This window comes from Noviherbaspirillum cavernae (assembly GCF_003590875.1).
GTDB classification, from domain to species: domain Bacteria; phylum Pseudomonadota; class Gammaproteobacteria; order Burkholderiales; family Burkholderiaceae_D; genus Noviherbaspirillum; species Noviherbaspirillum cavernae.
Genome location: NZ_QYUN01000002.1, coordinates 1,370,236 through 1,393,347, shown reverse-complemented (window position 1 = coordinate 1,393,347; position 23,112 = coordinate 1,370,236). Strand labels below are relative to the sequence as shown.

General features: G+C 61.9%; 21 protein-coding genes. 1 reads left to right on the top strand and 20 read right to left on the bottom strand.

Annotated elements, in window-relative coordinates; translation table 11 throughout:
* Positions 1–170: 170 nt before the first annotated feature.
* The 19 genes from D3870_RS06590 to D3870_RS06505 form a co-directional block, all read right to left on the bottom strand.
* Positions 171–1,394: a hypothetical protein gene (locus D3870_RS06590; protein WP_242489886.1), complete on the bottom strand. Its 1,224-nt coding sequence runs from the start codon at positions 1,392–1,394 to the stop codon at positions 171–173.
* 114 nt (positions 1,395–1,508) lie between these two features.
* Positions 1,509–2,351, bottom strand: coding sequence for a DUF2950 family protein (locus D3870_RS06585; protein WP_119737667.1), 843 nt, complete (start codon positions 2,349–2,351; stop codon positions 1,509–1,511).
* A 2-nt stretch (positions 2,352–2,353) separates the two neighbouring features.
* A complete protein-coding gene (locus D3870_RS06580) occupies positions 2,354–3,670 on the bottom strand; it encodes a DUF3300 domain-containing protein (protein ID WP_119737665.1) in 1,317 nt (438 codons plus the stop codon).
* Between the two features lie 90 nt (positions 3,671–3,760).
* A complete protein-coding gene (locus D3870_RS22500; RefSeq protein WP_199710546.1) occupies positions 3,761–4,228 on the bottom strand; it encodes a hypothetical protein in 468 nt (155 codons plus the stop codon).
* A 655-nt stretch (positions 4,229–4,883) separates the two neighbouring features.
* Positions 4,884–6,278 (bottom strand): metal-dependent hydrolase family protein, encoded by a 1,395-nt coding sequence (locus tag D3870_RS06570; protein WP_119737663.1) that lies wholly within the window; start codon positions 6,276–6,278, stop codon positions 4,884–4,886.
* 62 nt (positions 6,279–6,340) lie between these two features.
* Positions 6,341–7,708: an amidohydrolase gene (locus D3870_RS06565; protein WP_119737661.1), complete on the bottom strand. Its 1,368-nt coding sequence runs from the start codon at positions 7,706–7,708 to the stop codon at positions 6,341–6,343.
* A gap of 118 nt (positions 7,709–7,826) precedes the next feature.
* Positions 7,827–8,060 carry a LapA family protein gene (locus D3870_RS06560; protein ID WP_119741769.1) on the bottom strand — a complete coding sequence of 78 codons (234 nt, stop codon included), beginning with the start codon at positions 8,058–8,060 and terminating at the stop codon, positions 7,827–7,829.
* An 81-nt stretch (positions 8,061–8,141) separates the two neighbouring features.
* Positions 8,142–8,312 carry a hypothetical protein gene (locus D3870_RS22495; protein WP_199710544.1) on the bottom strand — a complete coding sequence of 57 codons (171 nt, stop codon included), beginning with the start codon at positions 8,310–8,312 and terminating at the stop codon, positions 8,142–8,144.
* 31 nt (positions 8,313–8,343) lie between these two features.
* Complete coding sequence (locus D3870_RS21975; RefSeq protein ID WP_147375722.1) at positions 8,344–8,808, bottom strand: hypothetical protein; 465 nt, start codon at positions 8,806–8,808, stop codon at positions 8,344–8,346.
* 131 nt (positions 8,809–8,939) lie between these two features.
* On the bottom strand, positions 8,940–9,359 hold the full coding sequence (locus tag D3870_RS06550) for an META domain-containing protein (RefSeq protein ID WP_119737657.1): 420 nt from the start codon (positions 9,357–9,359) through the stop codon (positions 8,940–8,942).
* A 15-nt stretch (positions 9,360–9,374) separates the two neighbouring features.
* Positions 9,375–11,846 (bottom strand): autotransporter, encoded by a 2,472-nt coding sequence (locus D3870_RS06545; RefSeq protein ID WP_199710542.1) that lies wholly within the window; start codon positions 11,844–11,846, stop codon positions 9,375–9,377.
* A gap of 293 nt (positions 11,847–12,139) precedes the next feature.
* On the bottom strand, positions 12,140–13,723 hold the full coding sequence (locus D3870_RS06540; protein ID WP_119741767.1) for a phospholipase D family protein: 1,584 nt from the start codon (positions 13,721–13,723) through the stop codon (positions 12,140–12,142).
* Between the two features lie 11 nt (positions 13,724–13,734).
* Complete coding sequence (locus D3870_RS06535; RefSeq protein ID WP_119737653.1) at positions 13,735–14,124, bottom strand: YidH family protein; 390 nt, start codon at positions 14,122–14,124, stop codon at positions 13,735–13,737.
* Positions 14,108–14,497: a DUF1622 domain-containing protein gene (locus D3870_RS06530; RefSeq protein WP_119737651.1), complete on the bottom strand. Its 390-nt coding sequence runs from the start codon at positions 14,495–14,497 to the stop codon at positions 14,108–14,110. The genes D3870_RS06535 and D3870_RS06530 overlap by 17 nt, the downstream gene beginning before the upstream one ends.
* A 27-nt stretch (positions 14,498–14,524) precedes the next feature.
* Positions 14,525–14,992, bottom strand: coding sequence for a YidH family protein (locus tag D3870_RS06525; protein ID WP_199710540.1), 468 nt, complete (start codon positions 14,990–14,992; stop codon positions 14,525–14,527).
* 35 nt (positions 14,993–15,027) lie between these two features.
* Positions 15,028–16,119 (bottom strand): HAD family hydrolase, encoded by a 1,092-nt coding sequence (locus D3870_RS06520; protein WP_199710538.1) that lies wholly within the window; start codon positions 16,117–16,119, stop codon positions 15,028–15,030.
* A gap of 54 nt (positions 16,120–16,173) precedes the next feature.
* Positions 16,174–17,121, bottom strand: coding sequence for a SphA family protein (locus tag D3870_RS06515; protein WP_242489885.1), 948 nt, complete (start codon positions 17,119–17,121; stop codon positions 16,174–16,176).
* Between the two features lie 145 nt (positions 17,122–17,266).
* Entirely contained in the window at positions 17,267–17,953 is a 687-nt protein-coding gene (locus tag D3870_RS06510; RefSeq protein WP_158590393.1) for a lipid-binding SYLF domain-containing protein, read from the bottom strand.
* 176 nt (positions 17,954–18,129) lie between these two features.
* Positions 18,130–18,813 (bottom strand): lipid-binding SYLF domain-containing protein, encoded by a 684-nt coding sequence (locus D3870_RS06505; protein WP_119737647.1) that lies wholly within the window; start codon positions 18,811–18,813, stop codon positions 18,130–18,132.
* Positions 18,814–19,184: 371 nt separating this feature from the next.
* Between D3870_RS06505 and D3870_RS06500 the strand changes: the two genes are divergently transcribed.
* Positions 19,185–20,876, top strand: coding sequence for a mechanosensitive ion channel family protein (locus D3870_RS06500; RefSeq protein WP_158590392.1), 1,692 nt, complete (start codon positions 19,185–19,187; stop codon positions 20,874–20,876).
* A 161-nt stretch (positions 20,877–21,037) separates the two neighbouring features.
* Here the strand turns inward: D3870_RS06500 and D3870_RS06495 are convergent, their stop codons facing one another.
* A complete protein-coding gene (locus tag D3870_RS06495; protein WP_119737643.1) occupies positions 21,038–22,924 on the bottom strand; it encodes an MFS transporter in 1,887 nt (628 codons plus the stop codon).
* Between the last annotated feature and the right edge of the window lie 188 nt (positions 22,925–23,112).

The window sequence follows — 23,112 nt, the reverse complement described above, 5'->3', positions numbered from 1 at the left end:
GTCCGCTTGAGCGCAATGTGCCAGGCCCATTTCGGTACTTCAGTGTCCGTGATGCCGCGTGCCGTCTCAATTGGCCTTTGGTCCAACAGCATCGGCGGCTTGCACTCCTGCATTGATTTCCGGCATGTCATCAAAACGCCCGCGGGCAGCACGAAGGATTGCCTCGCCCTTCAGAGCAATGTCTTCACGAGCCCGATCAGAATTTCTTGAAGCGGCCACTGGATCGCGATCACGATCGCCATGGGCAGGATTGCGGCCCCGGCGACCGCGATGAGCGACGCTTTGCTTGCCGGCACGATTTGCATGGCGGTCACGGATTGATAGAGCGTCTGGGTGTCGGCGACCGGACCCAGTTCCGGAGCACCCAGCAGGCCGTCGTCTTCGACACGCTCGCCGAGAATCCAGCGTTGCCGCACCTTGCGGCCATGCAGCGCCAGCAACACACCGTAGTCAGCCAAAGCCTGCCTGCGCGTTCGCGAAAGCAAGGGGGTGAAGGAGAAAAGCGGCACGATGGTGAGCAGCACCAGCACGACGGCCAGCGTCGCCATTTCGACATACAGCGACGACACCTGGACGCCATGATGGAGCACGGCATGCGCCCAATGTGCGGCAACGGCCGCAGACAGCGCGAGCACCAGCGGACTGAACACCAGGGAAAACCAGCACAGAAAGCCCAGTCCGCCCAGTCGATCGGGGTGGCTGGGCACCAGGAGCAACGGCAGCCGGGCGATGCGGAACAGCACGATCCCCAGCAGGATCAGGCGCCAGAACCATACCAGCAGCAATATCGAAAACACCGGCCGCACCACCAGCAGGAACCACCATGCACCGAAACTGCGCCCGTCGGCACCCTCCTTCGCCCATGAGATTTCATCGGGATCGGGCTGGATGAAAGTCACCGTGGTCCAGGCGAGGACCAGCCCGGCGATCATGATCCAAGGGTAGACGCGATCACGCAGCCGGATGCCACTGGCAATAATGTCGCGAAACGCGGGTTCCATGTTGCCGTCCACGATCCCCCTGCGAAGAAACTGCGAGAAGCCGGTCGGAACAATGGCCTGCGCCGTGCCTTCCGCGAGAATCATCAGCGGCACCGATACCAGGCAGCGCACATGGATGTCGTAGTGCGCGAGCAATGGATCGGCCGTGTCGCCAGGCAGCATTCTGCCGGCGACCCATGCCCATACGACCAAGGGCAGCCAGCACAGCATGCTGTAGAGCACCGCACGGCGCAGGATGCCGCTGCCATCGGCCGGGATCAACCCTAGGCGTCGTTGCAAGCGGAAGAACAGGTCGCCGCGCACCAGGGAAAACGGCTCCAATGTCGCAGTTCCGGCCTGTATCCGGTGTGATCCGCTATCGCCGTTCATCGCTCCCTCGACTGGAGTCGGCACGTCGCGATCCGCGTTGACTTCGCAAGGCCATGGCAACGCGTCTGCCAGGCCGTCATTCCGCGGGGCCCGCGGCCAACGCATTGCGTTCCTGTTCCGATCGACACGGTGCCCGCCTTACCGAGAGACGAGTGTCCAGCCAGCGTCGTCCCGGGTCCTCGGCTTGCCATAATCCGTCGCGTTGGTGCGTCGACCGAAATCGCGTTCCATGACTTGGCGATCGGATCCGATGGCAAAACTGCGCACACCGCTTGTTCCATAAACTGCCGGCCATGCCACGAAGGCACAGCCATCGTCTTTGGCTGGCGCCACGGCGAAGCGATAGCCGTGAAATGCCGCGTCGGCAGGCACATCGGCTTGCATCACGAGCGCATCGGCGCCGAGCGGGCTCGCATTGGCTTCGTCCGCAACGGGCCAGTACAGGCCATCCTGCCGACCGGGCCGGCTGACCAGACGCGCGGCGGGTTTGCCGTTGCCTGCCGTCGCCCGGTAACGCTCCTGCGCATCGCAGAGCATGCGCAAGGTGTCGATTGCCGCGAGTTCATTACGCCCGATGCGGCGGCGCTGCATTTCTGCAATTCCCGCGCGCGTATCGAATTGCCAGCCCTTGCCGGTTCTCACGAGCGGAACGGGAAACACCCAGCCGCTGTCGCCGACCACGAGATTCGCCGATGACGGCGAACTTGTTTCGATCGCATGCCGCTTTGCCCACGCGCCGAGGAAGCTGTACACATCCTCGCGCGCCACGCTGCCGGCAGGCACGAAGCGGCGGAATTCCGGTCCCAGTACACGCTTCACAGCGTCGTCGTCGTTGCGCGCGATCGCATCCACCATGGCGTCGGCGGCCGCTTCCGGCGTGGCGAACACGGCCTGGGCATGGGCGCTTCCCATGTTCAGCGCGACAACCATCGCCAATCCGGCCACGCCACGCCATATCAGCAACATCGGTGTGTGTTTCATGTTTATCTCCGTCCGCCATGTCCACCGCCACCACCATGTCCACCGCCACCACCATGCCCACCGCCGCGAGCGCCGCCGGCACCGCCTCCTCCGGCACGGGCGCCACCGCCGCTGCGTGCAGGGGCCGCACCGGCTGCCGGTTTTTCGGCCGGTTTTGTTGCGCGCTGCTGGTGGGTGCTTGTCCGTGCAGGCGCGGCAGCCCGCGGCTGTTCGGCCTGCTTGATCTCCTGCCGCGTGCGCTCGCCATTTCCTGCGTCGCGCAACGCGGTGTCGCGATTGTCCTGGCGTGACTTGTCGATTGCGGCAGCGCGATCTGCCTTTTGCTTCTCGGCGCCGGCATGTCCGGGAATCGTCTGTCCGGTCCGGCTCTGAACGGATTGTGCGGAACGCGCCCGCGCCGCGTCTCGCTCCGCATCCGCTGTCCGTGTTGGTGTCGGCCTCGCAGGCCGATTGGCCAGAGCGGCCTGCCGGTTGGAGTCGAAACGCTGCTGGCTGGCTGCGCCGCGATAAGGCGTGTTGCCGCGGCGCGCGGGATCATGCTGCCAGCTCACGTTGTTCCGGCTGGCATTGAGCTGCCGGTTGACGTTGACATTGTTGTAGCGGTTGACGTTGATGTTCACGTCGTTGCTGCCCCAATCGAAACCGCCCCACATGGAATTGACGGCCGCCACGCCGAGTCCGAAGCCGATTCCGGCAACCATGGCGGAAGCAAAAGCGGAGCCCGGCGGCGGCGGATAATAAACCGGCGGGTACGCGGGATAGGCCCAGGTGCCGTACACCACGGTCGGGTTGTACGTCGGCACGTAGACTACCTGGGGATTGGCGGGCTCGATCTGCACGACCGTGGTCGTCCCCTGCGTCGAGGTGACGACTTTCTGCTGCTCGGTGGTCTTGAGCGTACCTGCTGCCTGCGCTTTGGCGCGCAGGCGTTGCACAGAAGCCATCACGTCCTCAGGCTGGTCGAGAAACGCATCGCCGACGGATTTCACCCAATCGGGCTGCCGCCCCATCAGGTCGAGCACGGAGGGAAACGCCGCCAGCGATTGCACACTCGGATCCCATTCCTCACCCTGCACCGCCTTGGTGGCAGCGTCACCACTCAGGTTCGGGTTGGCAGCCGACCACTTGGCCGCTTCGGCGACATCCTCGGGATAGGTGGATGCCATCAACAGCTGCGACAGCAGCGCGTCCGGATACAGCGCGACCGGCGCGAGAATCTGGTCGAGCTGTGCGTTGTCGAGCTTGGCCTGCGCTATCCCTGCCGTGCTGATGCATAACAAGGCGAGGAAGGCCAGCAAGTACCGAAGAATGAGTCGCATGGAGTGCTCCCAATCCGATGACGAATCGCATGCGTCATTTTTGCAAGGCTCATTTGACACATGCTTTTCTGTCGGATGACAAATCTCACATCACCTGAATTTTTCAGGAGTTGGCGCGTCCTGTGCCGTGAATACCATATCCGGTGCCGCGCCATCTGCACCTTCGCCTGCGCCTTCTTTTCTTCCTCGGTGTCCTGCGTCATCTTGCCCGACACGTCGACCGTCACCTTGAAGATCGTGCCGGTGAATTCGAACGGCGCTTCGTATCTGCTGGACACGGTCGACCCGGAAGTTGGGTGTTTTGATCGGCGAGCCGTAGCATCCGAGTTGTCCGAACCCGGTATCGTCCAGCACGATGAACAGCACGTTCGGCACGCCTTTCTTCGCTCGCACGGGAGCGGGCCATGCCGGTTGCGATTCTTCCATGGTGCGTCCCGTTTCACCGGGAAACGCAGTGCCTGGTTTGTACTCCGTCAGCACCATTGTGGTTTCCTGTAATGAGGATTGAAGAAATGCAACGCAAGACGGCAGCAACGTCGTGCCACGCACCTGATGCATTACAGTCTCCGCTCTCATTCGCCTGTCCACAATTGGCCTTTGGTCCAATCCTGCACGTGCTCCGTCGTTGTTCCTTTTCGTCAGGTCGGGAACCTCCGTGAAGCCCCACAGGGGATGGACGACCCCAAACACGTGTGCAGCGCGTAGGGTGGGCACCTGTGCCCACGCTGAACCAAGCGTCCATAACCGCGTGGGCACTCCGTGCCCACCCTACCTCTGCAGGTTCAACAGCGTGCGGAGTTTCACGGCATCCTCCTGAATTCGGATCAGTGTTGACCGTCGCGACCGCTCTCATTCTCCTGTCCACAATTGGCCTTTGGTCCAATCCTGCACGTGCTCCGTCGTTGTTCCTTTTCGTCAGGTCGGGAACCTCCGTGAAGCCCCACAGGGGATGGACGACCCCAAACACGTGTGCAGCGCGCAGGGTGGGCACCTGTGCCCACGCTGAACCAAGCGTCCAAACCGCGTGGGCACTCCGTGCCCACCCTACCTCTGCAGGTTCAACAGCGTGCGGAGTTTCACGGCATCCTCCTGAATTCGGATCAGTGTTGACCGTCGCGACCAGACGGTCCGTGGCTTCGACCCAGGAGCGGATCAGGCTCCGGCTTCACCGGCAGCCCCTTTGCATCGCGTACCACCAGGCCGTTGACGGCGGTCACAACCCCAGGTTGACCTCGTTGTCGCCGATCAGGTCCTTGTAGATCACGCCGTCCTTCATGATCAGCGCGATGTTCTTGCGGTAGTCGATCAGGATCGAGATGTCCTGCAGCGGGTTGCCGTTGATCAGCAGCAGGTCGGCTATCGCGCCTTCCGCGATCACGCCGAGCTTGCCGGGGAAGGGGTTGCGCGGGCCCGACATCGCCAACAGCTGCGCGTTGGTGTACGTGGCCTGCCTGAGGATCTCGGCCGGTGTGAACCATTTCAGGCGGTGCACGAACTCCTCGTTCGCGGCATTGAACGCGTCCGGGTCGGTGACGATGTCGGTGCCGAAGGCGATACGGTCAAAACCGATCTTCTTCGCGGTCCGGAACGCCGCGTCGAGTCCGCTGAAGGCCTGCTCGTGCTTGCGCTTCTGGTCGGCGGTGTAGCCCTTGGGGATGAAAGTGAAGATGCTGACCTGCGGGCTCCACCAGATGCCCTTGTCCTTCATCAGCCGCATCGTCGCCTCGTCCATCAGTTGGCCGTGTTCGATGCACTTGACCCCGTTATCGATCGCCCGGCGGATGCCGTTGATGGTGTAGACGTGGGCGGTGACATAGGTGTTCCAGTCGCCGGCCGCCTGCACGGCCGCCCGGATTTCCTCCGACGTGAACTCGGAGACGTCGAGCGGGTCGGACTCGCTGCCGGTGCCGCCGCCGACCGCGATCTTGATCTGCGAGGCGCCGCGGCGCAGGTTCTCGCGCGTGGCCTTCAGCACCTCCGGCACGCCGTCGGCCACGGCGTTGTAGCCCAGCTCCATCAGCGGGCTGTAGCGTCCGCCCTGCGCCGGCGAGCGCTCGCTCGCCATGCGTGCGTCGGCGTGCCCCGAGGTCTGGCTGATCATCGGCCCGGACGGATAGATGCGCGGGCCCACGATCAGGCCGCGGTCGATCGCGCGCTTCAGCGAGAAGGTGTTGCCGGAGACGTCGCGGACCGTGGTGAAGCCGCGCGCCAGCGTCGAGCGCGCCATCGGCACCGCGTTGAAGGCGTGGTAGTACTCGTCGCTGCCGATGGCGAGCAGCGGGCTCAGCTGCAGCGTCATGTGGTAATGCGCGTCGATGAAGCCGGGCGTCATCGTGCGGCCGCCGGCATCGATGACCGTTGCGCCGGCCGGCGCGTCGATGCGTGGCGCGATCCGGGCGATGACGTTGCCGTCGACCAGCACGCTCATCGGCGCGGTCAGCGCGTCCGAGCGGCCGTCGAAGATCCGCGCGTTGGTGATCAGCGTGACCGGCTTGGCCGGCGCGGACGGTTGCGTCGACTGTGCAGCCGCCGTGGTCGCGGCGCCGCTGGCGGCAAGCGCGCATGTCAGGGCGAGGCGGTAGATGGTGCGCCGAAGGGAGTTGTTCATGGGTATCTCCGTTGCACTCGACCATCGGCCAAGTACGGTGTGAGTGGATGCGTGAAGCAGGATCACGGTGCGCGCTTGCCCAGCAACTCGAGCATCGAGACCGTGGCGACCTCGGTACCCACCGGAATGGCCTTGAGGTCGACAACGAAGTTCGGGTTGTGGGCCGAGTACGGGAAGGGCTTGCCTTCCTTCTGCGCCTTGGCGAACACCGCAGGATCGGCGACACCGACGATCAGGAAGTTGAACGGAACGTCGGCATGCGGACCCTTGAGCAGGTGCACATCCTCGGAGCCGGTCGCGGGCGGCAGGTTGTCCACCACGTTCTTGTCGCCCAGCAGCGCGCGCAGCGGCACCGCCATGCGGCGGGCCAAGGCGTCGTCGTTGACCAGCGGCGTGGAGCCGCCCTTCATCGTGACCTCGGGCAACTGGTCCTCGGGCATGCCGTAGGTGCGGGCAATGCCGTTGCTGATGCTCTTGATGCCGGCGATCAGCTGGTCGCGCACTTTCGGGTCGTACCAGCGCAAGTTGGCCTTGACCAGCGCCGTGGCCGGGATCACGTTGTTGTCGACGCCCGCCTGGATCGAGCCGACCGTCAGCACCGCGGTCTGCTGCGGCTCGATCGTGCGGCTGACGATGGCCTGGTACTGCACGACCGCCATCGCGGCCATCAGCACCGGGTCCTTGGTCATCTGCGGCATCGAGCCATGACCGCCCACCCCCTTGAACAGGATGTCGATCTGGTCGGTGCCCGCCATTTTGGGCCCGCCCGAACTCACCACCATGCCCACCGGGCCCGGCGCGGTGTGCATGCCGATGAAGTAATCGGGCGTGGGCAGCTTGTGCCTGGTCCATAAGCCATCGTCGACCATGGCCCTGGCACCCAGGATCGGCTCCTCCGCCGGCTGGCCCAGCAGGATCAGCGTGCCACTCCATTGGTTCTTCAGCGCCACCATGGCCTTGGCCATGCCGAGCATCCACGTCACATGCGCGTCATGGCCGCACATGTGCGCAACCGGCACCTCGGTGCCGTCGTCGCGCTTGACCCGCACCTTGCTCGCATACTGCAAACCGGTGGCCTCTTCCACCGAGTTGGCATCCATGTCGGCGCGATAGAGCACAGTGGGTCCTGCGCCATTACGCAGCACGCCGACCACGCCGGTCTTGCCGATGCCGGTCTGCACGTCGAAGCCCAGCGCCTTGAGTTCCCTGGCGACGATCGCCGCCGTGCGCGTCTCCATGAAACCCAGCTCCGGGTGCTGGTGGATGTCCTTGAACATCGTCACCAGCCGGTTTGAATCTGCTTTGACTTCACTCTTCACCTTGGCCATCAGTTCGGGAGAGACGTTGCTGGTCTGGGCAGTCGCGGCGGCGCTGGCGGCAAGCGCACATGCCATGGCAAGGCGATAGGTGATCCGACGGCCAAAGTTCATGGAATATCTCCTTTTGACACGATTGACTGGTCCGCCACAACTTGGACGCAGCGGCAACGTGCTTACGGCGACAGCATGTTCTTGTAGAGCTTGCCGTTCTTCATGGTGGGCGAAGTTCTCACATCGTCTGCTGCTTGCGTTGCTTCGACTCGTGCCATGCCCAGCGCACCAACGCCCATGCGCTGCTGCCGGTGGCCATGCCGAGCAGATAAATGATCGCGACCAGAATCGCGAGCGGTACGCTGATCCTGAAATTCAGAAAGGAAACCGTGACGGTCTGAAGATTCTGCAAGGCGAAAATCAGCACTACCGCGACGAAGGCGGTCATCACAATGGTGTGGAGCCAACGCATGTTCATGCCTCCCTGGTATGCAGCAGTCAAAGCATGTGCTGGCAGCCCATCGCCATGCCATCGAAACGGCACGGCATCCGGTCAGAAGAGGTCGTACATCAAACCTATGCCGCCCCCGATGGCTGCGCCTGCCTTGGTATTACCGGAAATGCTGCCGATCCCCGCACCGACGGCAGTGCCGGTAGCCGTGGCGCACGCAGTCAGTATGAACATGCTGACCAGAACGATGAAGGTGGAGAGTTTGCGCTTCATGGAATTCACCTTTAGAGTGCCTGACCGTTCTTCACTTCTTCGGCTCGACGATATCGGTCCAGATCACGCCCATCACCGGCATGTTGCGGCGGCCGGGATTGGCCTCATACCAACGCGTGATACGGTTCGACACCTCATCCAGCGTCATTTGGTCCACCGCCTTGGCGGCCATGGCGCCGGCGACCGGGGCCGGCGTGCCTTTTTTCTTCGCGTAGGCAGCTTCGAGGGACATCATGTTTGTCGCACCGACAAGAAACGCCCTGCGCACTTCCGCTGAGGAACTCAGCCACAGGTTGCCGTCGACCGTAGTCGATGTTTGCGCCATGACCGGAGCAGCGAAAAGAAGACTGGCCGCGACGGGAACAACGAATCTTCCCGCAAGCCACTTTCTCCATGAAGAAAATCGCAATAGGCCGCTTCCCGTTATTTCTACGGCGCTCTGCGTTAGCGTTGAGGACTTCTCGACACGACACATGTTGCACGATAAGGATTCCATGGCTCTCTCCTGCCAACTCAGTGGACATTGACACTCCCAACGTATGTCATTGACGCAGAGGAGAACACAAGGTTGCGGAACCGCCCTTCTGAAGACTGAGCACGATCAAAGCACCTATCGAAAAACAATGATTATTTCTGCGTGCGCTCGAATTCGTAGATTCCTGCATCCGCCATCAGCGACAAGAAAAGATGGCCATCCTTGATCACGTACGAGCGAACGTAAGGCCAGTCCTTCGCGATGCGATCATGCAGCGAACCTGGCGCACACATCGCGCGCGTAAGCGCGAGCGGTCCGAACTGGAGTTGATTCGGTCCCGCCGACTCCCACGTTCCAACCCCTCGGTTGCAATCGATGCGCGCGCTCACGCGACCGTCGCTGCCGAAGGTGACGGTGTATTTCGCCTTGTCATCAGGTATCAGCGTCGTATCATCACCGCCCTGAAATTTCACGAGCTGCCAGGAAGTACCGCCGAGATTGCCGGACGGTGTAGCGCATGCCGTCACGACCAAGACCAACGCAGCCATCACCATTGTTCGCAAGCTATTCATCAGATAGAACTCATTTCAGCGGCGACGGCCGCCTCCCATGTGTCCGCCGCCGAACGAGCGCTGCATGCCCATCGACGAGCGGTTCAGATTCTGCGCGCGCTCCCCGCCGAACTGGCGCGCATTGCGCTCGCCATCCAGTTGCTGCATGTGCTCGCTGCGCGCGGTCGCACCGCCTGCAGCGGAGGTGGCGCCTGCGCCGCCTTCCGTCGGCTGCCAGCCATTCGTCGTGTGCTGTTCCCAGCCGCTGCCGGTATTACGATAGACGTTGCCATCCTTGCCCGCATAGACGTCGTCGCCCACATGCGCAACGGTGCCGCCCTCTTGACCGGTGGCCCGACCGTAAGTCGTCGCCTGTCCCGTATTCACGTTGCCGGCGACGCCCCTGCCGCCGCTGATGGTCTGCCCGGTGTTTGGATTGGTGACAGCACCGCGTTCGCCGGCGGCATATTGTCCCGTGCTCGGACTGCCGACGACGCCGCGTTCGCCAGCGGCGACATTGCCGCCGGGTCCTGTGGCAACGCCGCGTCCGCCTGCGGCGAAGTTGCCGGTATAGACGTTTTGCACCGCGCCGCGCTGGCCTGCCGAGGAAACGCCGGTGCGCGAGTTGTACGATGAACCGACTTGCGTCGACCACGCATTGCCGGTCCATGCGTTATAGCCGCCGGCGGAACGCGACACGGTGGCGCGGTTGCCCCATTGCGTATAGATGTTGCCGGTGTATCCGGCCCAGCCGCCCGGTCCCCATGCAGCCGCCCCGCCGGCCGGACCATAGGCATACGCGCCGCCCCATGCCGGATAGGCCCACGGGCCCCAATACGGATAAGGGCCCCAGCCCCAGCCGGCCGCCGCAGTTGTCGCGCCCCACGCCCATCCGAAGCCGAAACCGACGGCCCAACCGTTCCACGGCGTGTAGGCGACCGTGGCGCCATATCCATAGGTGACGGGTGCGCCATACCACACCGTGCCGATCCACGGGTCGTAGACGTAGCCGGTGCCGTACACGACGACGCCGGTGACAGGATCGACAACCGTGCCTTGATAGCCGGGCGTGTAGCCGACGTAGACGACGCCGTTCGACACCGAATTGATTTGCACGAAGGTGACGTAGTGCAGCGGCGATTCCGGCGGGATCGAGTAGATCACCGCAGGCACGGAGGTGGCCACTGCCCACGGACCGTTCACCGACCGTGCCGTGAACCAGACGCCGTTCTGCACCGCATAGAAGCTGCCGCCATCGACACGGATGATGGGTGTCGCCGTGTTCACCACATACTGCAACGGCGTGCCTGCGATCGGCTTGAACACCGGATCACCGTCGAAGCGCGGCTGCGCGAGCCTGGCATCCGCGATCTTGACCGCCGCTGTCTGTGGCACCGAAGCGGCGATCGCGGCCTCGCGCGCCTGCGCCGTGCCGGCTACCGATGCCTTGACGTTTTCCTTCGCGCTGTCGTCGGGAATCCTGGCGAAGTCGGCCGGCAAGGCATTGGCCGCGACATATTCCCACGGACCGCCGCCTTCGGCTGCGCGGAACCAGCGGCCGCTCGCCAGCACATAGGTTTTGTTGTCTGTCGCGTCCTTGAAGACGTTGCCGGTCGTGTTTTCCACATAGAGCAGCGTCGTTCCCGCGATCGGCACGTAGCGCGGCTCGCCGTCGGTCACGATCAGCTCTGCCGGAACCGATGTGACGTGGATGGCCGGCGCGCCATTTTTGAGCGACGGCGCAGGACTGTCGGCTGTGGTCTGGCCGGTCAGCGGATCGATCAGATGCGCGTCCGACGCCTGCTTGAATGCCGTCCGCAGATCGGCCGAGGGAATGCTCAGCACGGACCAGCTTGCGTCGATCGACGGTGCCATCATCCAGCCGTCGAAGACCTTCAGGTAGTGCGCCCCGTCCCTATCGCGCAGCAGCAGCGGCCGGGTATTGATCACACGCTCAAGCGCCGTGCCGCTTACCGGCTTGTAGATCGGCTCGCCATCGATGGAGATCAGGATCGCCGGGACGGTGGAAAAGATGAATTGCGGCGCGGCGTTGCGCAGCGGCTTGTGCTCGAACGACCGCTGTTTCTCCAGCGCGCCAAGCGAGGCTTCGAGCCGGTCGAGCGCGATCGTGCGTGACTTGCCGGTCAGTTCGCGCGCGATCGCGCTGCTCCACGCACTCGCCTGTGACGACGTTGCGGACGGAAATTCGGACTGCACGATTTTCGCCTGGTCGATGGTGACCATGCGCGTGCCCTTGTCGGTATGCGTGCTCGCTTCCACTGTGACGATGCCGTACTGGCTGCGCGGCGGCTGCCCCCGCGCAGCGGCCACGGCCACGCGCGCCATCAGACGGTAACCATCCCAGGAATCCAGTTGCGGCTGATAAACGGTCAGCGTCGCATCGCCCGCCTTCACGGTATACGGCCACGGCGTCTCGGGGCCTGTTGCACTCTGCGCATGTGCGCCCGCTCCGATGCCCAGCGAGAAACTGAAGAGAATCAAGAGCACCACACTTTTCCATGTCTTCATAGCGAGCAACTTGCAAAGAAAAACATCGGGAACGACCGAAGCGAAGGCTTCTTGCGCTGCGTGGGAGAACAGGAAGCAACGATGATTGATTGTTGAATCGACGATGCAGCAGGGCAACGCCCCCATGTCCCTTGCCGGAGCGCGGTAATGAAAATCATAGCCGTCCGGCGTGCAGCCAACTATTGGACTTTAGTCTTACAACATGCGCAGGAACAACTGTCGCGCCGGTCAACGCGGCGGCATGTTTCGAGACGCAGCGGGCCGCGCTGCCTTCACAACTGTTCCTCGATCGGCAGTATTTTCAGCACGCCCTGAATCACTTTCTGGAACGCGCTCATTTCCGGCTCGCTGTCGTAGATCACCTCCTTGCCGTCCTCGCGCGTGATCCATGTCAGATGCTGGTTGCCGGTTTGCGCATCGGTGACCAATTGCACGCGGTAGGCGACATCGAGGATGTCGCCTGTCAGATTGTCGTGCAGCATCTTGCACAAGGCCTCGTTTTCGAGGACCACCCCCATTTCGGTGTTCAGCATGGCGGATCGGCCGTCGAGATTGAGCGAGCCGACGAACAGCGTGCGCCGATCCGTCATGTAGGTCTTCGCATGCAGGCTTGCTCTGGAAGAACCCGTCAAACCGCGCTGCCTGCCCTGGCGCGCTCTTTCCGAGTAGGCGGTCGGTTTCATCTCGTACAGTTCGACGCCGGCTTTCAGCAAGGTCGTGCGATAGGTCGTGTAGCCCGCATGCACGGCTTGCACATCGGTCGCGGCGAACGAGTTGGTGATGATCTTGACATGCACGCCACGCCGGATCATGTCCTGCAGCCATTGCACGCCGCGCGGCCCGGGCACGAAATAAGGCGACATCAACACCAGCTCGCGCTGCGCCTGCGCCAGCACCTTTGCCAGCTTGGTGATTGCCAATGCCGGACTGCTTTCCGCCGACAGCAGCAGCTTGTCGGGCGGATCGGCGATGACCGTTGCAGTACCCCAGTAAGCCTCCATCTCGCCGCGCTTGATGTCCTGCGTCAGTTCGTTTTCCTGTACGGCATTGGCGTACGCCGTGTTACGCAACGATGCGGCGCGTTCCTCGACGCGCGCGCGCAGCTCGCGGTAGTCGTCAGGCCCGATCGGCGCGCCGGTGTTGAAGGCGCTGGCCGGATAGGCATGCGCACTGTTCCAGTAGGCGTCGAACTGCGCCGACACTTCCGTCACCACCGGTCCCAGGGCAAGGATGTCGAAGTCGCTGAAGTCCACGTCGGTCTTGGCGGAGAAATACTCGTCGCCGATATTGCGTCCGCCCACGATGGTGGCCTGGTTGTCGGCGGTCATCGACTTGTTGTGCATGCGCCGGTTGACGCGCCTGAAATCGCCGACGAAATCGAGCCAGCGCGCATTGCGGTGGGCGAAGGGATTGAACAGTCGCACTTCGATATTCGGATGCGAATCGGCGATCGCAAGCGAACGATCCTTCCCCTCGGTATGAATGTCATCCACCAGCACGCGCACGCGCACGCCGCGCTCGGCAGCCGCGAGCAGTTCGCCGATCAGCGCCAGTCCGGTCTGATCGTCATGGAAGATGTAGTACTGCAGATCGAGCGTTCGCTGCGCCGCTCTTGCAAGCGACATGCGTGCGGCGAATGCATCGATGCCCTGCACCAGCGGAAAGAAACCGGATTGCCCGGGATGCGCCTCCAGCTGCGGCGCAGCCGCCTGTCCGAGCCGGGTCTGCACGGTATCGCGGACCACGTACGATTCCTGCCGCTCGACCTTCGGCAAACCGGCGCATGCGGAGAGGAGGCAGGCAAGCAGCATCACCAGCCACCAGCTTGCGCTCCCGGATACTCGCTGTGCGTCCATCGTCGCCCTCCTCATCGCCTGAACAGCCAGTACAGGCTCACTGCCCCAAGGATCATCACCAGAATGCTCGTCACGTAGACCGGTCCGCGATACACACGGTATTCGCCCCGGTCGATCGACTTGCTGACCGCCGAGTAATGCAGCGCCGCAAAACCGATCATCAGGATGCCGGCGATCACCATGCCGATGCCGGTCAACTCGATGTCATGCAGCGGCGCGCGCTGCCTGCCGATCTCTTGCGACTGGATCAGGTAGAGACTGAACCGGTTGATCGTGATGCCGAAGCTGATCAAGGAAACCGAGGTGCGCAGCCACGCGAGAAAGGTCCTTTCGTTGGCAAGCTGCTCGGAAACATGCGGCTTGATCCCGGCGGATTCAGCGGAGTCAGGTAGGCTCGACATGGCGCTCTCCTTCCGCTCCTTCACGCTGTCGCTCGTGTTGTGCTTCTCGCGCCTTCTCGAGGTCGCGGTCGAGGAAATAGGTCAGGAAGGTGCGAATGCCGGCTGTTGCGGCCAACCGACCGAGATCATCCCAGCCGGGGGAAATCGTCGTATTCACGATATCCGAGCCGAGCTGGAAGGTGAGCGCCGCCACCAGCCAGCGCGCAAATTCGATGAAGATCGCGCGATACTGAACGCCTCTCGCATGCCTGTGCACAATCACCAGAAATATGCGCACAAACGCATCGATGCCGCCGATGGCAACCATCAGCACTGCGGCGGCATCGAGGCCGAACGCGACATATCCCACAGCGACATGCAGAACGGCCTCCATGTCCAGCACTCCCCTCTTGTTCTATCCTCAATAGAACGGCCCGATCTTCCACACCATGCTGGCAAACGCCAGAAAACCGAGTATCAGCAGCGCCATGGCGATCATCAGCGTAAAAGAGAGCGGATAGCTGCTCTCACCATGCACGAGTCCTGCCGCCATCAGTCTTGTTCGTTCGGCACGCAATTCACGCATGAAATTCACGTGATACACGATGCCCACCAGCAGTATTCCGATTCCCAGTATCACCAGCGCAAGGCCGAAGTTGCGCGGCGCATGCTCGCCGGCTTTCAGGATGTTCGTTTGCTGCAGATGCGAGAAGAACTGCGCAATGGTGAAGCCAAAGCTGATCAGCGACAGGGAGGTTCGGATCACCGACATCAGCGTGCGGTCCGCGCTCATGCGCGTGCGCTGGAACGACATGCCCGTGCGCCGCTCCGACATCTCGACGGATATCTCGTCGGCGCTCGACTTCGATGTGATCTGCTCTACTGCCATGCTGTGCTCCGTAATCAGATTTAACTCTGCGATCTTCATCTGGCGACCTGCAGAAACTGCGGCACTGCCATGCTGCGCCGGTCCATTGGTGCCGGTTCCACGGATGAAGTCTGCTTCGCGCCAGGCTGCGCGCCGAACACATTCCGCCAGTCGCGCTTCACGCTGACCACAGTGAACCCCTGCTGCCGCGCCGCATTGAGCGAGACATTGTCCTTTTCCTGATAGGCGAATTCCCGCTCGGCATCGTCATGATCGATCAGCAATTGCAGCGAAGGTCCCTGACGCCCCTTCGAATATTCCATCATCGCAATGTCGCCTTCGCTCAACACGTTGCCTCCTGCGATCACGGGCCGCTTGCCGATATGGAGGTCGATGCCGACCGGCTTCGTTTCCTTGTCGTTGATCGACTCGACCGCCGGCAGGCGCCAGATCACGCGCCGGCCGTCAATCACCTTCGATTCACGCTTGAGTTCGGTGCCGATCACCTGATCGGGGCGAATGCCGTAGGTCTGATAGGAGAACACGCGCATGAAGTCGATGGTGCCGCCCGAGCAGAGCCATGTCTGGAATCCGTTGGCGCGCAGGTAAGCGAGCAGCTCCAGCATCGGCGCATAGGCCGTCGCGGTGAATGGCCGATTCAGTTTCGGATGGTGCTGCGTATCCAGGAAGCGACGCACTTCCGCTGCAAACTGTTCCTGCGTCAGGTTGCCATGCGTGGCGACGAGCAGTTCCACGATGGCCTTGGCACCGTGCTGCTGAAAATAGGCAACATCGTTTTCCAGAACGGCCTTGAACGGTTGTTTCTCGCGCAGGCTGGGGTCGCGCGCCGCCATTTCGTGCACACGGGCGAACACGAAATACACTTCGTTCGGCAGCGGCTTCTCCGCCCACAGCGTGCCGTCGTTGTCGAAGGTCGCGATCCGGTCCGCAATCGGGACGAAATCCGCACTGCCTTCGGTCGTCACGCGGCGCACGAAGCCCAGGATCGTCTGCTTGGTCGGACCATCGTTCCAGGACGGCAGCGGGTCTTTCTGCGCCTGCAGCGGAGCCGATTGACATCCGGCAAGCGCGAGCAGCAGCAACAGCTTCGCCATCGCCATGAATGTCGTCACCGGTGTGAACCTCATCGATGCTCTCCCTCCAATCGTCCTCTCGTCGGCAATACCGCCCCACGTTCGACATCAGAACTGCAGCACGAAGCTGAGGCTGAATCCGTTGCCCTTGGGCCGGTTGTCCGTGGTCCAGTCGGGCACCCAGCGCGCGCTGAAGCTGCCCGGCAAGTTGCCGAGCTTGCCGCCCCAGTTCACCACCGGCCCGATGCCGAACGCGCTGCCGCGAAAGCCGCCCACCCGATCGGCCAGCGGGCTGCTGTCGTCACTGATCTGCTCGATCCATCCGCCCACCGCACCGACGCTCCAGCCGTTCTTCAGGCCGACCGTCCACAAGGCATCGATCCGGAACAGCGTGCCACTCTTGTAATCGGTGTCGTTGTTGCGCGTGTAGAACTCCAGCGCGCTCAGCACGCTGAACTCGCCGCCCTTGCCGTCGAGCCTGGTATAGGCGACGGTCGGCATGAAGGTCCACACATTCTGGCCCGCATTGGCGAGGCGATTGGGATCGTAGGAACCTGTCGGCGCATAGATCGGCAGGGACAGCGACAGATGCTCCGTCTTGCTGAAGTGATAGCCCGCCGCAATCGGCGTGAACAGCATGTCGGCAAACTGCGTCGAGTCGTCGCTGTTGCCGATATCACGGCGCACCGTGGTGAGGCTCGTCTGCACCTTGGTGTATTGCAGCGGCAGTCCGATCGCGGACGCGTAGCTCCAGCCGCCCGGCCCCGTACCCCACACGCGCGTCAGATTTGCGATGTTGTACGACACCTTCATGTCGATACCGGCGCCCACGTTACCGACGATCGGCACGGCACGGTTGCCGCCCATGTCGCCCTTGTAGTAGATGCTGCTGAACTGCGCGACCCAGCCCGGCTCGGGCGGCACGATGCCCGCATTCGAAAACACCTGCTGGCCGGTAATCGGACGTCCCACACCGCCTTCGGTCGCATGGGCGGCGAAATGTCCTCCGCCCAGTGCGGCACCGATTGCCGCAATTGCGCACATCCTTTTTTTCATGGCCGCCCTCTCCTGTCGATCATGCGCGCTTGCGCCGCGCGGCCTGTCCGAGACGGCTGCACGGCGCAAGATAACGCGTCGCCTGTTTGATTGTGTTCATGCGGGCATCGTTGCGGCCCGCTTGTTGACCGGACAATGTCCGGAATCACTTTCCTGCCGAACCGGCCAGCGTCCTTTGTATCGACGCCGCATTCGGGCTGCTGACATTCTTCCTCACGAGGATATCGACCGGCGTCACAGGTTTTCCGTAGAAGGACTCGTTGCCCGCGGTATCGATCGAGATCACCGTGCCATCGACATTGAGGCCGCCGTACAGTCCCTTCGAGCGGGTAAACACGATCATGTCGGCATTCACCGGTGCGCCCGCGCCCATGCCGACCGGACCGGCCGACACGCTCACTTCACCGCCGAGCTTGAACGAGGTGGACAGCAGCGAGTTCAATGCCTTCTCCGACATGACCAGCGCCACCATCTCGGACGAATCGACGCCTGCCTGGAAGCCCACGCTGGCGGTGGCCAGCCGGTAGAACGCCGGACCTGCCCAGCTGCGTCCGCCTTCGCCGCGCACCAGCAACACGCCCGAACCGCCAGAGCCGCCGAAGACGAAGCCCGCCTTCAGGATGCGCGGACTGATCAGAACGGCCCGTGCATCCTTCAGGTGATCACGCATCCATCGCATCTCCGGATCGTTCTGGAAATTGGTCAACGTGGCTTCTGCCGCACGTACGCTGGCGGTCGCATCTTCCTTCGTTCCCGTTGCGGCGCAGCCGGCGAGAAGAAAGGAGAAGCAGACGGCGATTAAACTGAATTTGCGAAAATTTATTTCAAGCATGATTGCCCCCAGGATTCTGGCTTTGAGCCACAAGTCAACGAAGATGACGCTACCAGCGCCGAGCGGCATACCAGCACGGCTTCTATCAGATTACGGTAATTGACGACGATGGCCTATTGGACCTTGGGGAAATGCGGCACTGAAAAACCGCCTAAATACACTTCCATTGACGACGATCATTTCGCATCGGTCGCCGTCGAATTGGCAGCCGCGGCAGTCAGGGCTTTCTGCAAGGGCAGCGCCTCCGGTCGGCTGACGCGGCGGCGCATGAGAATCTCTTCGGGCGTGACAGCAAGTCCGTAGTAGGTCTGGTTGGCTGCCTTGTCGATGGCGATCAGCATGCCCGCCAGATTGAGCGGGCCGTATTCGCCTTTCGTCCTCGAGAAAACAACCACGTCCGCGTTGGCAGGCACACTGTTGCCCGGCTCGTAAGGTCCGGTAACAATGTTCAACTCGCCGCGCGGCAATGAGGGCGACAAGAGCCAGTTCAATGCCTTCTGGCTCATCACGGCGGCGATCATCTCCGTGTTCTGCTCGCCCACCCGCATGCCGGCTCCTGTCGCATCGATGCGCACCACGTTATAGAAGGCCGGACCGGACCAGATGCCGCTGCCTGAGTCGAGCGTCAGCGCCACTCCCGTATTGAATCGCGGACTGACGATCAGGACCGCGCGGGCGCGTTTCAGGTTGTCCCACAGCCATTGGGTTTCGGCATCGTTCTTGAAAGCGCTTACAGTCGCGAGAGCCGCGTTGACGCTGCTCTGAGGATTCGCGGTGGGCGCCGTGGAGGCGCAACCGCCGAGAAGAAAAAGCAGACCGATGGCCGCCCATCCGATTCTGCGAGAAATGATGTCATGCATGGCACCCCCGATACGTTACCGTCTGTTGGCAAAGCGCCGCGCGTGCTTGCCTCTCGCCTGCCTGTTACAGCTTAGATGCGCAAGCCATGAAAGCCTATTGGACTTTGGGACAATTCGCCGCCATGCGCAGCAGCATGAAAATGCATGACCGCCGGCATCAACCACCACGTCTTGCTGTTGGACCTAGGTCCAATAGGCAAACGCTACCGCCGCCGGCAGAATGCAAAACATGCGGCGGCTGATGCCACCCATCAGCAATCCCCGCAGTCATGTCTGCCGCGCATGATGCCGACATGCCCCGTACGCCATATCCCGCCGGGAAGCGGCGGGATGCCGCACGATCAAACGCTTTTCTGCCGATAGAACATGTCATGCGCGACAAACGCATCCTCAACAGATCATGCCGGCTCATGGCGGCATTGTCATGGCTGACATGGCTGATCCTCTGCTTCCCGTCGGCCATCGCGGCCGCCCCTTACGTTCCCGACGCCTACGCCCATGGCAAGGCCGCCTACTACGATGCCGCAAGCAGCCCCGTCTGGCTGCGCGTTGCCAACCGCGACATCGTCATTCTGCGCAGCACCCTCGCAGACACAACGCCATTGCAGCGGGCGCAATATGCCAACGCGCGCATCGACCGCCTGACTGACGCGGAACTGGGCGCTCCAATATCCCTCAAGGAAATCATCATCGGCGATCAGTCCGGCATCGGCGTGGTGCTGGGATCGGCCACGCTGTTCGTGCTGACCAGAGCCGATCTTGATCCGCTCGCCGAAGAGTCACTCGAAGACGCGGCATCGGCAGCCGCCGGCAGGCTTTCCTCGGCACTGAAGGCAATGCGCGAACAGTACGAGCCGAAGACATGGATCAACGGCATCCTCCTGTCGATTGCGGCAACCGCGGCATTCCTGCTCGCGATATGGCTCATCATGCGTTTGAAAAACCACATACGCCAGGCGCTGGAACGCCGCACGCTGCGCTCGCTGGACAAGTATGTGGTGCGCGGCATCGACGTGATGGCGATGACAAGGATCTTCATCGAGCGCATCACGATGCTGGTGCTGTGGGTGCTGCTGTTTGTCGTCGGCTATGTGTGGCTTGCCTTTGTACTGCGCAGCTTCCCCTATACCGCGCCATGGGGTGACGAGCTTGCCGCCAACGTGATCCACGTGATCCAGAATCTGGCGCAGGGCGCGATCGATTCGGCACCCGGCATCCTGACCGTCATCGTGATTTTCACCATTACCCGCATGGTGGTTCAGTTGCTGAACACATTCTTCCGCGCAGTTCAGGATGCCACGCTGTCGGTACCTTTCATGCATCCCGACACCGCCGGCGCGACGCGCCTGCTCGTGATCATTCTCATATGGCTGTTTGCGCTGGCGCTCGCCTATCCGCACATACCGGGGTCCGACAGCCTGGCGTTCCAGGGCATCAGTGTCATCGCCGGCCTCATGCTCACGCTGGGCGGGACGGGCGTCATCAACCAGATGATGAGCGGCCTGGTGCTGGTGTATTCGCGCGCGCTGGCCGAGGGCGACATGGTCGCGATAGACGATACGACAGGAGTCGTCACCTATATCGGATTGCTGTCCACCAAGATCGAAACCCATGCCCACGAAGAACTCACGATTCCCAACGCGCTCATGGTCAGCAAGAAGGTCAAGAATTATTCGCGCCTGCAGGCTTCCCGAGGCGCCACCATCGTCGCAAAAGTCTCCATCGGCTACGACACCGCATGGCGGCAGGTCGAGGCCATGCTGATCGAAGCTTCACGGCGCACGGTCGGCGTGCGGCAGGACATCGAACCGCACGTGCTGCAACTGGAGCTTGCGAATTTTGACATCATGTACGAACTGGTTTCCTATATCGAACAGCCGGAACAGCGTTATGAATTGCTGCACGCGCTGTACGGCAACATCGTGGATGTATTCAACGAGCATGAAGTGCAGATCATGTCGCCGAGATTCGACGCGCAGCCCGATTACAAGGTGATCGTCCCGAGGGTGAGGCCCCCAGCCATGAAGCCCGATTCCGACCAAAGCACGGCAGCAACACGCTGACAACGGCTCATGCTGTCATTCCTGACGAAGATGAGGAATCCCCGGCATCGGACCATGCAGGAGATTCCGCCTTTGCCACGATTGCCCGTACTTGCATGAGATTCGGAACCATGCAAGATCGGTGCCGCACCGGCGCATTTCCGATCTGCCGCGCGTCAATCTTATTTCCAATCGCCGCGTAGCGACGCCACTTGAGCCTGCAGCGATTCAGGTGTCGCTTGCGCCGGCGGAACCGGAGTGCCCACCACGAGCGACAGACGGGAAAACGGTCCGCGCTTGAAGGAGCGATGGAAAGGATTGCCGTCGCTGCGTGTCAGCATGCTGCCCCACAATCCCCTGAGCGCCATCGGGATGACGGGTACCGGCGAGCGCTCGATGATTTTCATGATGCCGGTCTTGAATGGATTGATTTCGCCATTCGACGTCAACTTGCCTTCCGGGAAGATGCATACCAGTTCACCCTCGTGTAACGCCTGCGCGATATCGACGAAGGCTTTTTCCATCAGCCACGGGTCCTCCTTGGCCGAGGAAATCGGGATCGCCTTGGCGGTACGAAAAATCCACGACAGCACGGGAATCTTGAAGATGCGATGGTCCATCACGAAGCGAATCGGCCTCGGGCTGGCCGCCATGATGACGATCGCATCGACATAGCTGACATGGTTGCACACCAGCACTGCGGGGCCTTCTTCCGGGATGCGGGCGGTATCGACCGTATGCACACGATGGACGGTATGAATCAGCAGCCAGGCGAGAAAGCGCATCAGGAATTCCGGCACCAGCGAGAAGATGTAGGTCGCGACCACGGCGTTCAGCAGCGCCGTCGCCATGAAAATCTGCGGAATCGTGAATCCGGCCTTCAGCAGCGCCATCGCCACCAGCGCGGCCACCACCATGAACATCGCATTCATGATGTTCATGCCGGCAATCGTACGCGACACGTGATTGCGGTCGCAGCGCGTCTGGATCAGCGCAAACAGCGGCACGATATAGAAACCGCCGAACACACCGATCATCACGCAGTCGAAGAGGATGCGCCAGCTGCCCTGTTGCGCGATGAAGCCCGCCATATCGACCGTTGCCGTATTGGTGTAGCCAAGGCTTGCCAGATAGAGGTCGAAGCCGAATACCGACAAGCCGATCGAGCCGAACGGCACCAGCCCGATTTCCACCTTGTGTCCCGACAGCCGCTCGCACAACAGCGAACCGGCCCCGATGCCAAGCGAGAACACCGTCAGCAGGAGAACGAAAACGCTGTGGTCGCCATGCAGGTAATCCTTTGCATACACCGGGAACTGCGCGAGCAGAATCGCGCCATAGAACCAGAACCAGGAATTGCCAAGCACCGAAAGAAAGACTGGACGATTCTGGCGCGTGAAGTTGATGTTGCGGATTGTCTCGGTGACGGGATTCCAGTTGATCTTCAAATCCGGCTCCGGTGCGGGCGACAGCGGGATGCGACGGCTGGTGAGCCAGCCAAGCACTGCAATCGCAATCGTGCCGCCCGCCACCAGTTCGACACCCCATGGCTTGTGCAGCACCAGTACCGCACCGAGCACCTCACCCAGCAGAATGCCGACGAAGGTTCCCATTTCGATCACGCCATTGCCGCCCACCAGCTCTTCGGGCTTGAGCTGTTGCGGGAGATAGGCATATTTGACCGGCCCGAACAGCGTCGAATGCAGACCCATGCCAGCCACCGCAGCCACCAGCAGCCAAAGGTTATGCGTCATCCAGCCCGCTGCCGCAATCGTCATGATGGCGATTTCCAGCACCTTGACGTAGCGCGCGATGCGCGACTTCTCGAACTTGTCCGCCAGCTGTCCCGCTGTCGCGGAGAACAGCAGAAACGGCAGAATGAACAAGCCGGGAATCAGGTTGTTCAACAAGCTTGGATCGAGCGTCGTCCAGCTCAATGCTTCATAGGTGAGGATCGTCAGGAGCGCCGTCTTGAATACGTTATCGTTGAATGCGCCAAGGAATTGCGTCCAGAAGAACGGCCCGAAGCGGCGTTGAGCAAGTAAGGCAAACTGGCTTGATTGGCTCATGACTTTGTTTTCGTGGAATGTGGAAGTCGAGTGCAAAGCGCGTCCATGACACGCATGCATTTGCTTGTGATTTTTTATGGCGTAAGTGTAGAAGACGCGCAGAACATTGTCTGCATTTACGAGAGAGTGGCGGATATTGATACCGCTGGTTTCAAGGAGTACCGCCTGCCGTGCGCTTGCGGATCGGA

Bases quoted from the DNA above. Each gene is read 5' to 3' on its own strand.
- D3870_RS22500 (WP_199710546.1), bottom strand. From the start codon at position 4,228: ATGCATCAGGTGCGTGGCACGACGTTGCTGCCGTCTTGCGTTGCATTT.
- D3870_RS06585 (WP_119737667.1), bottom strand. From the start codon at position 2,351: ATGAAACACACACCGATGTTGCTGATATGGCGTGGCGTGGCCGGATTG.
- D3870_RS06540 (WP_119741767.1), bottom strand. From the start codon at position 13,723: ATGGACGCACAGCGAGTATCCGGGAGCGCAAGCTGGTGGCTGGTGATG.
- D3870_RS06535 (WP_119737653.1), bottom strand. From the start codon at position 14,124: ATGTCGAGCCTACCTGACTCCGCTGAATCCGCCGGGATCAAGCCGCAT.
- D3870_RS06500 (WP_158590392.1), top strand. From the start codon at position 19,185: ATGCGCGACAAACGCATCCTCAACAGATCATGCCGGCTCATGGCGGCA.
- D3870_RS06550 (WP_119737657.1), bottom strand. From the start codon at position 9,359: ATGAATAGCTTGCGAACAATGGTGATGGCTGCGTTGGTCTTGGTCGTG.
- D3870_RS06495 (WP_119737643.1), bottom strand. From the start codon at position 22,924: ATGAGCCAATCAAGCCAGTTTGCCTTACTTGCTCAACGCCGCTTCGGG.
- D3870_RS06530 (WP_119737651.1), bottom strand. From the start codon at position 14,497: ATGGAGGCCGTTCTGCATGTCGCTGTGGGATATGTCGCGTTCGGCCTC.
- D3870_RS06520 (WP_199710538.1), bottom strand. From the start codon at position 16,119: ATGAGGTTCACACCGGTGACGACATTCATGGCGATGGCGAAGCTGTTG.
- D3870_RS06560 (WP_119741769.1), bottom strand. From the start codon at position 8,060: ATGCGTTGGCTCCACACCATTGTGATGACCGCCTTCGTCGCGGTAGTG.
- D3870_RS21975 (WP_147375722.1), bottom strand. From the start codon at position 8,808: ATGGAATCCTTATCGTGCAACATGTGTCGTGTCGAGAAGTCCTCAACG.
- D3870_RS06570 (WP_119737663.1), bottom strand. From the start codon at position 6,278: ATGAACAACTCCCTTCGGCGCACCATCTACCGCCTCGCCCTGACATGC.
- D3870_RS06525 (WP_199710540.1), bottom strand. From the start codon at position 14,992: ATGGCAGTAGAGCAGATCACATCGAAGTCGAGCGCCGACGAGATATCC.
- D3870_RS06565 (WP_119737661.1), bottom strand. From the start codon at position 7,708: ATGAACTTTGGCCGTCGGATCACCTATCGCCTTGCCATGGCATGTGCG.
- D3870_RS06505 (WP_119737647.1), bottom strand. From the start codon at position 18,813: ATGCATGACATCATTTCTCGCAGAATCGGATGGGCGGCCATCGGTCTG.
- D3870_RS22495 (WP_199710544.1), bottom strand. From the start codon at position 8,312: ATGAAGCGCAAACTCTCCACCTTCATCGTTCTGGTCAGCATGTTCATA.
- D3870_RS06510 (WP_158590393.1), bottom strand. From the start codon at position 17,953: ATGCTTGAAATAAATTTTCGCAAATTCAGTTTAATCGCCGTCTGCTTC.
- D3870_RS06515 (WP_242489885.1), bottom strand. From the start codon at position 17,121: ATGAAAAAAAGGATGTGCGCAATTGCGGCAATCGGTGCCGCACTGGGC.
- D3870_RS06580 (WP_119737665.1), bottom strand. From the start codon at position 3,670: ATGCGACTCATTCTTCGGTACTTGCTGGCCTTCCTCGCCTTGTTATGC.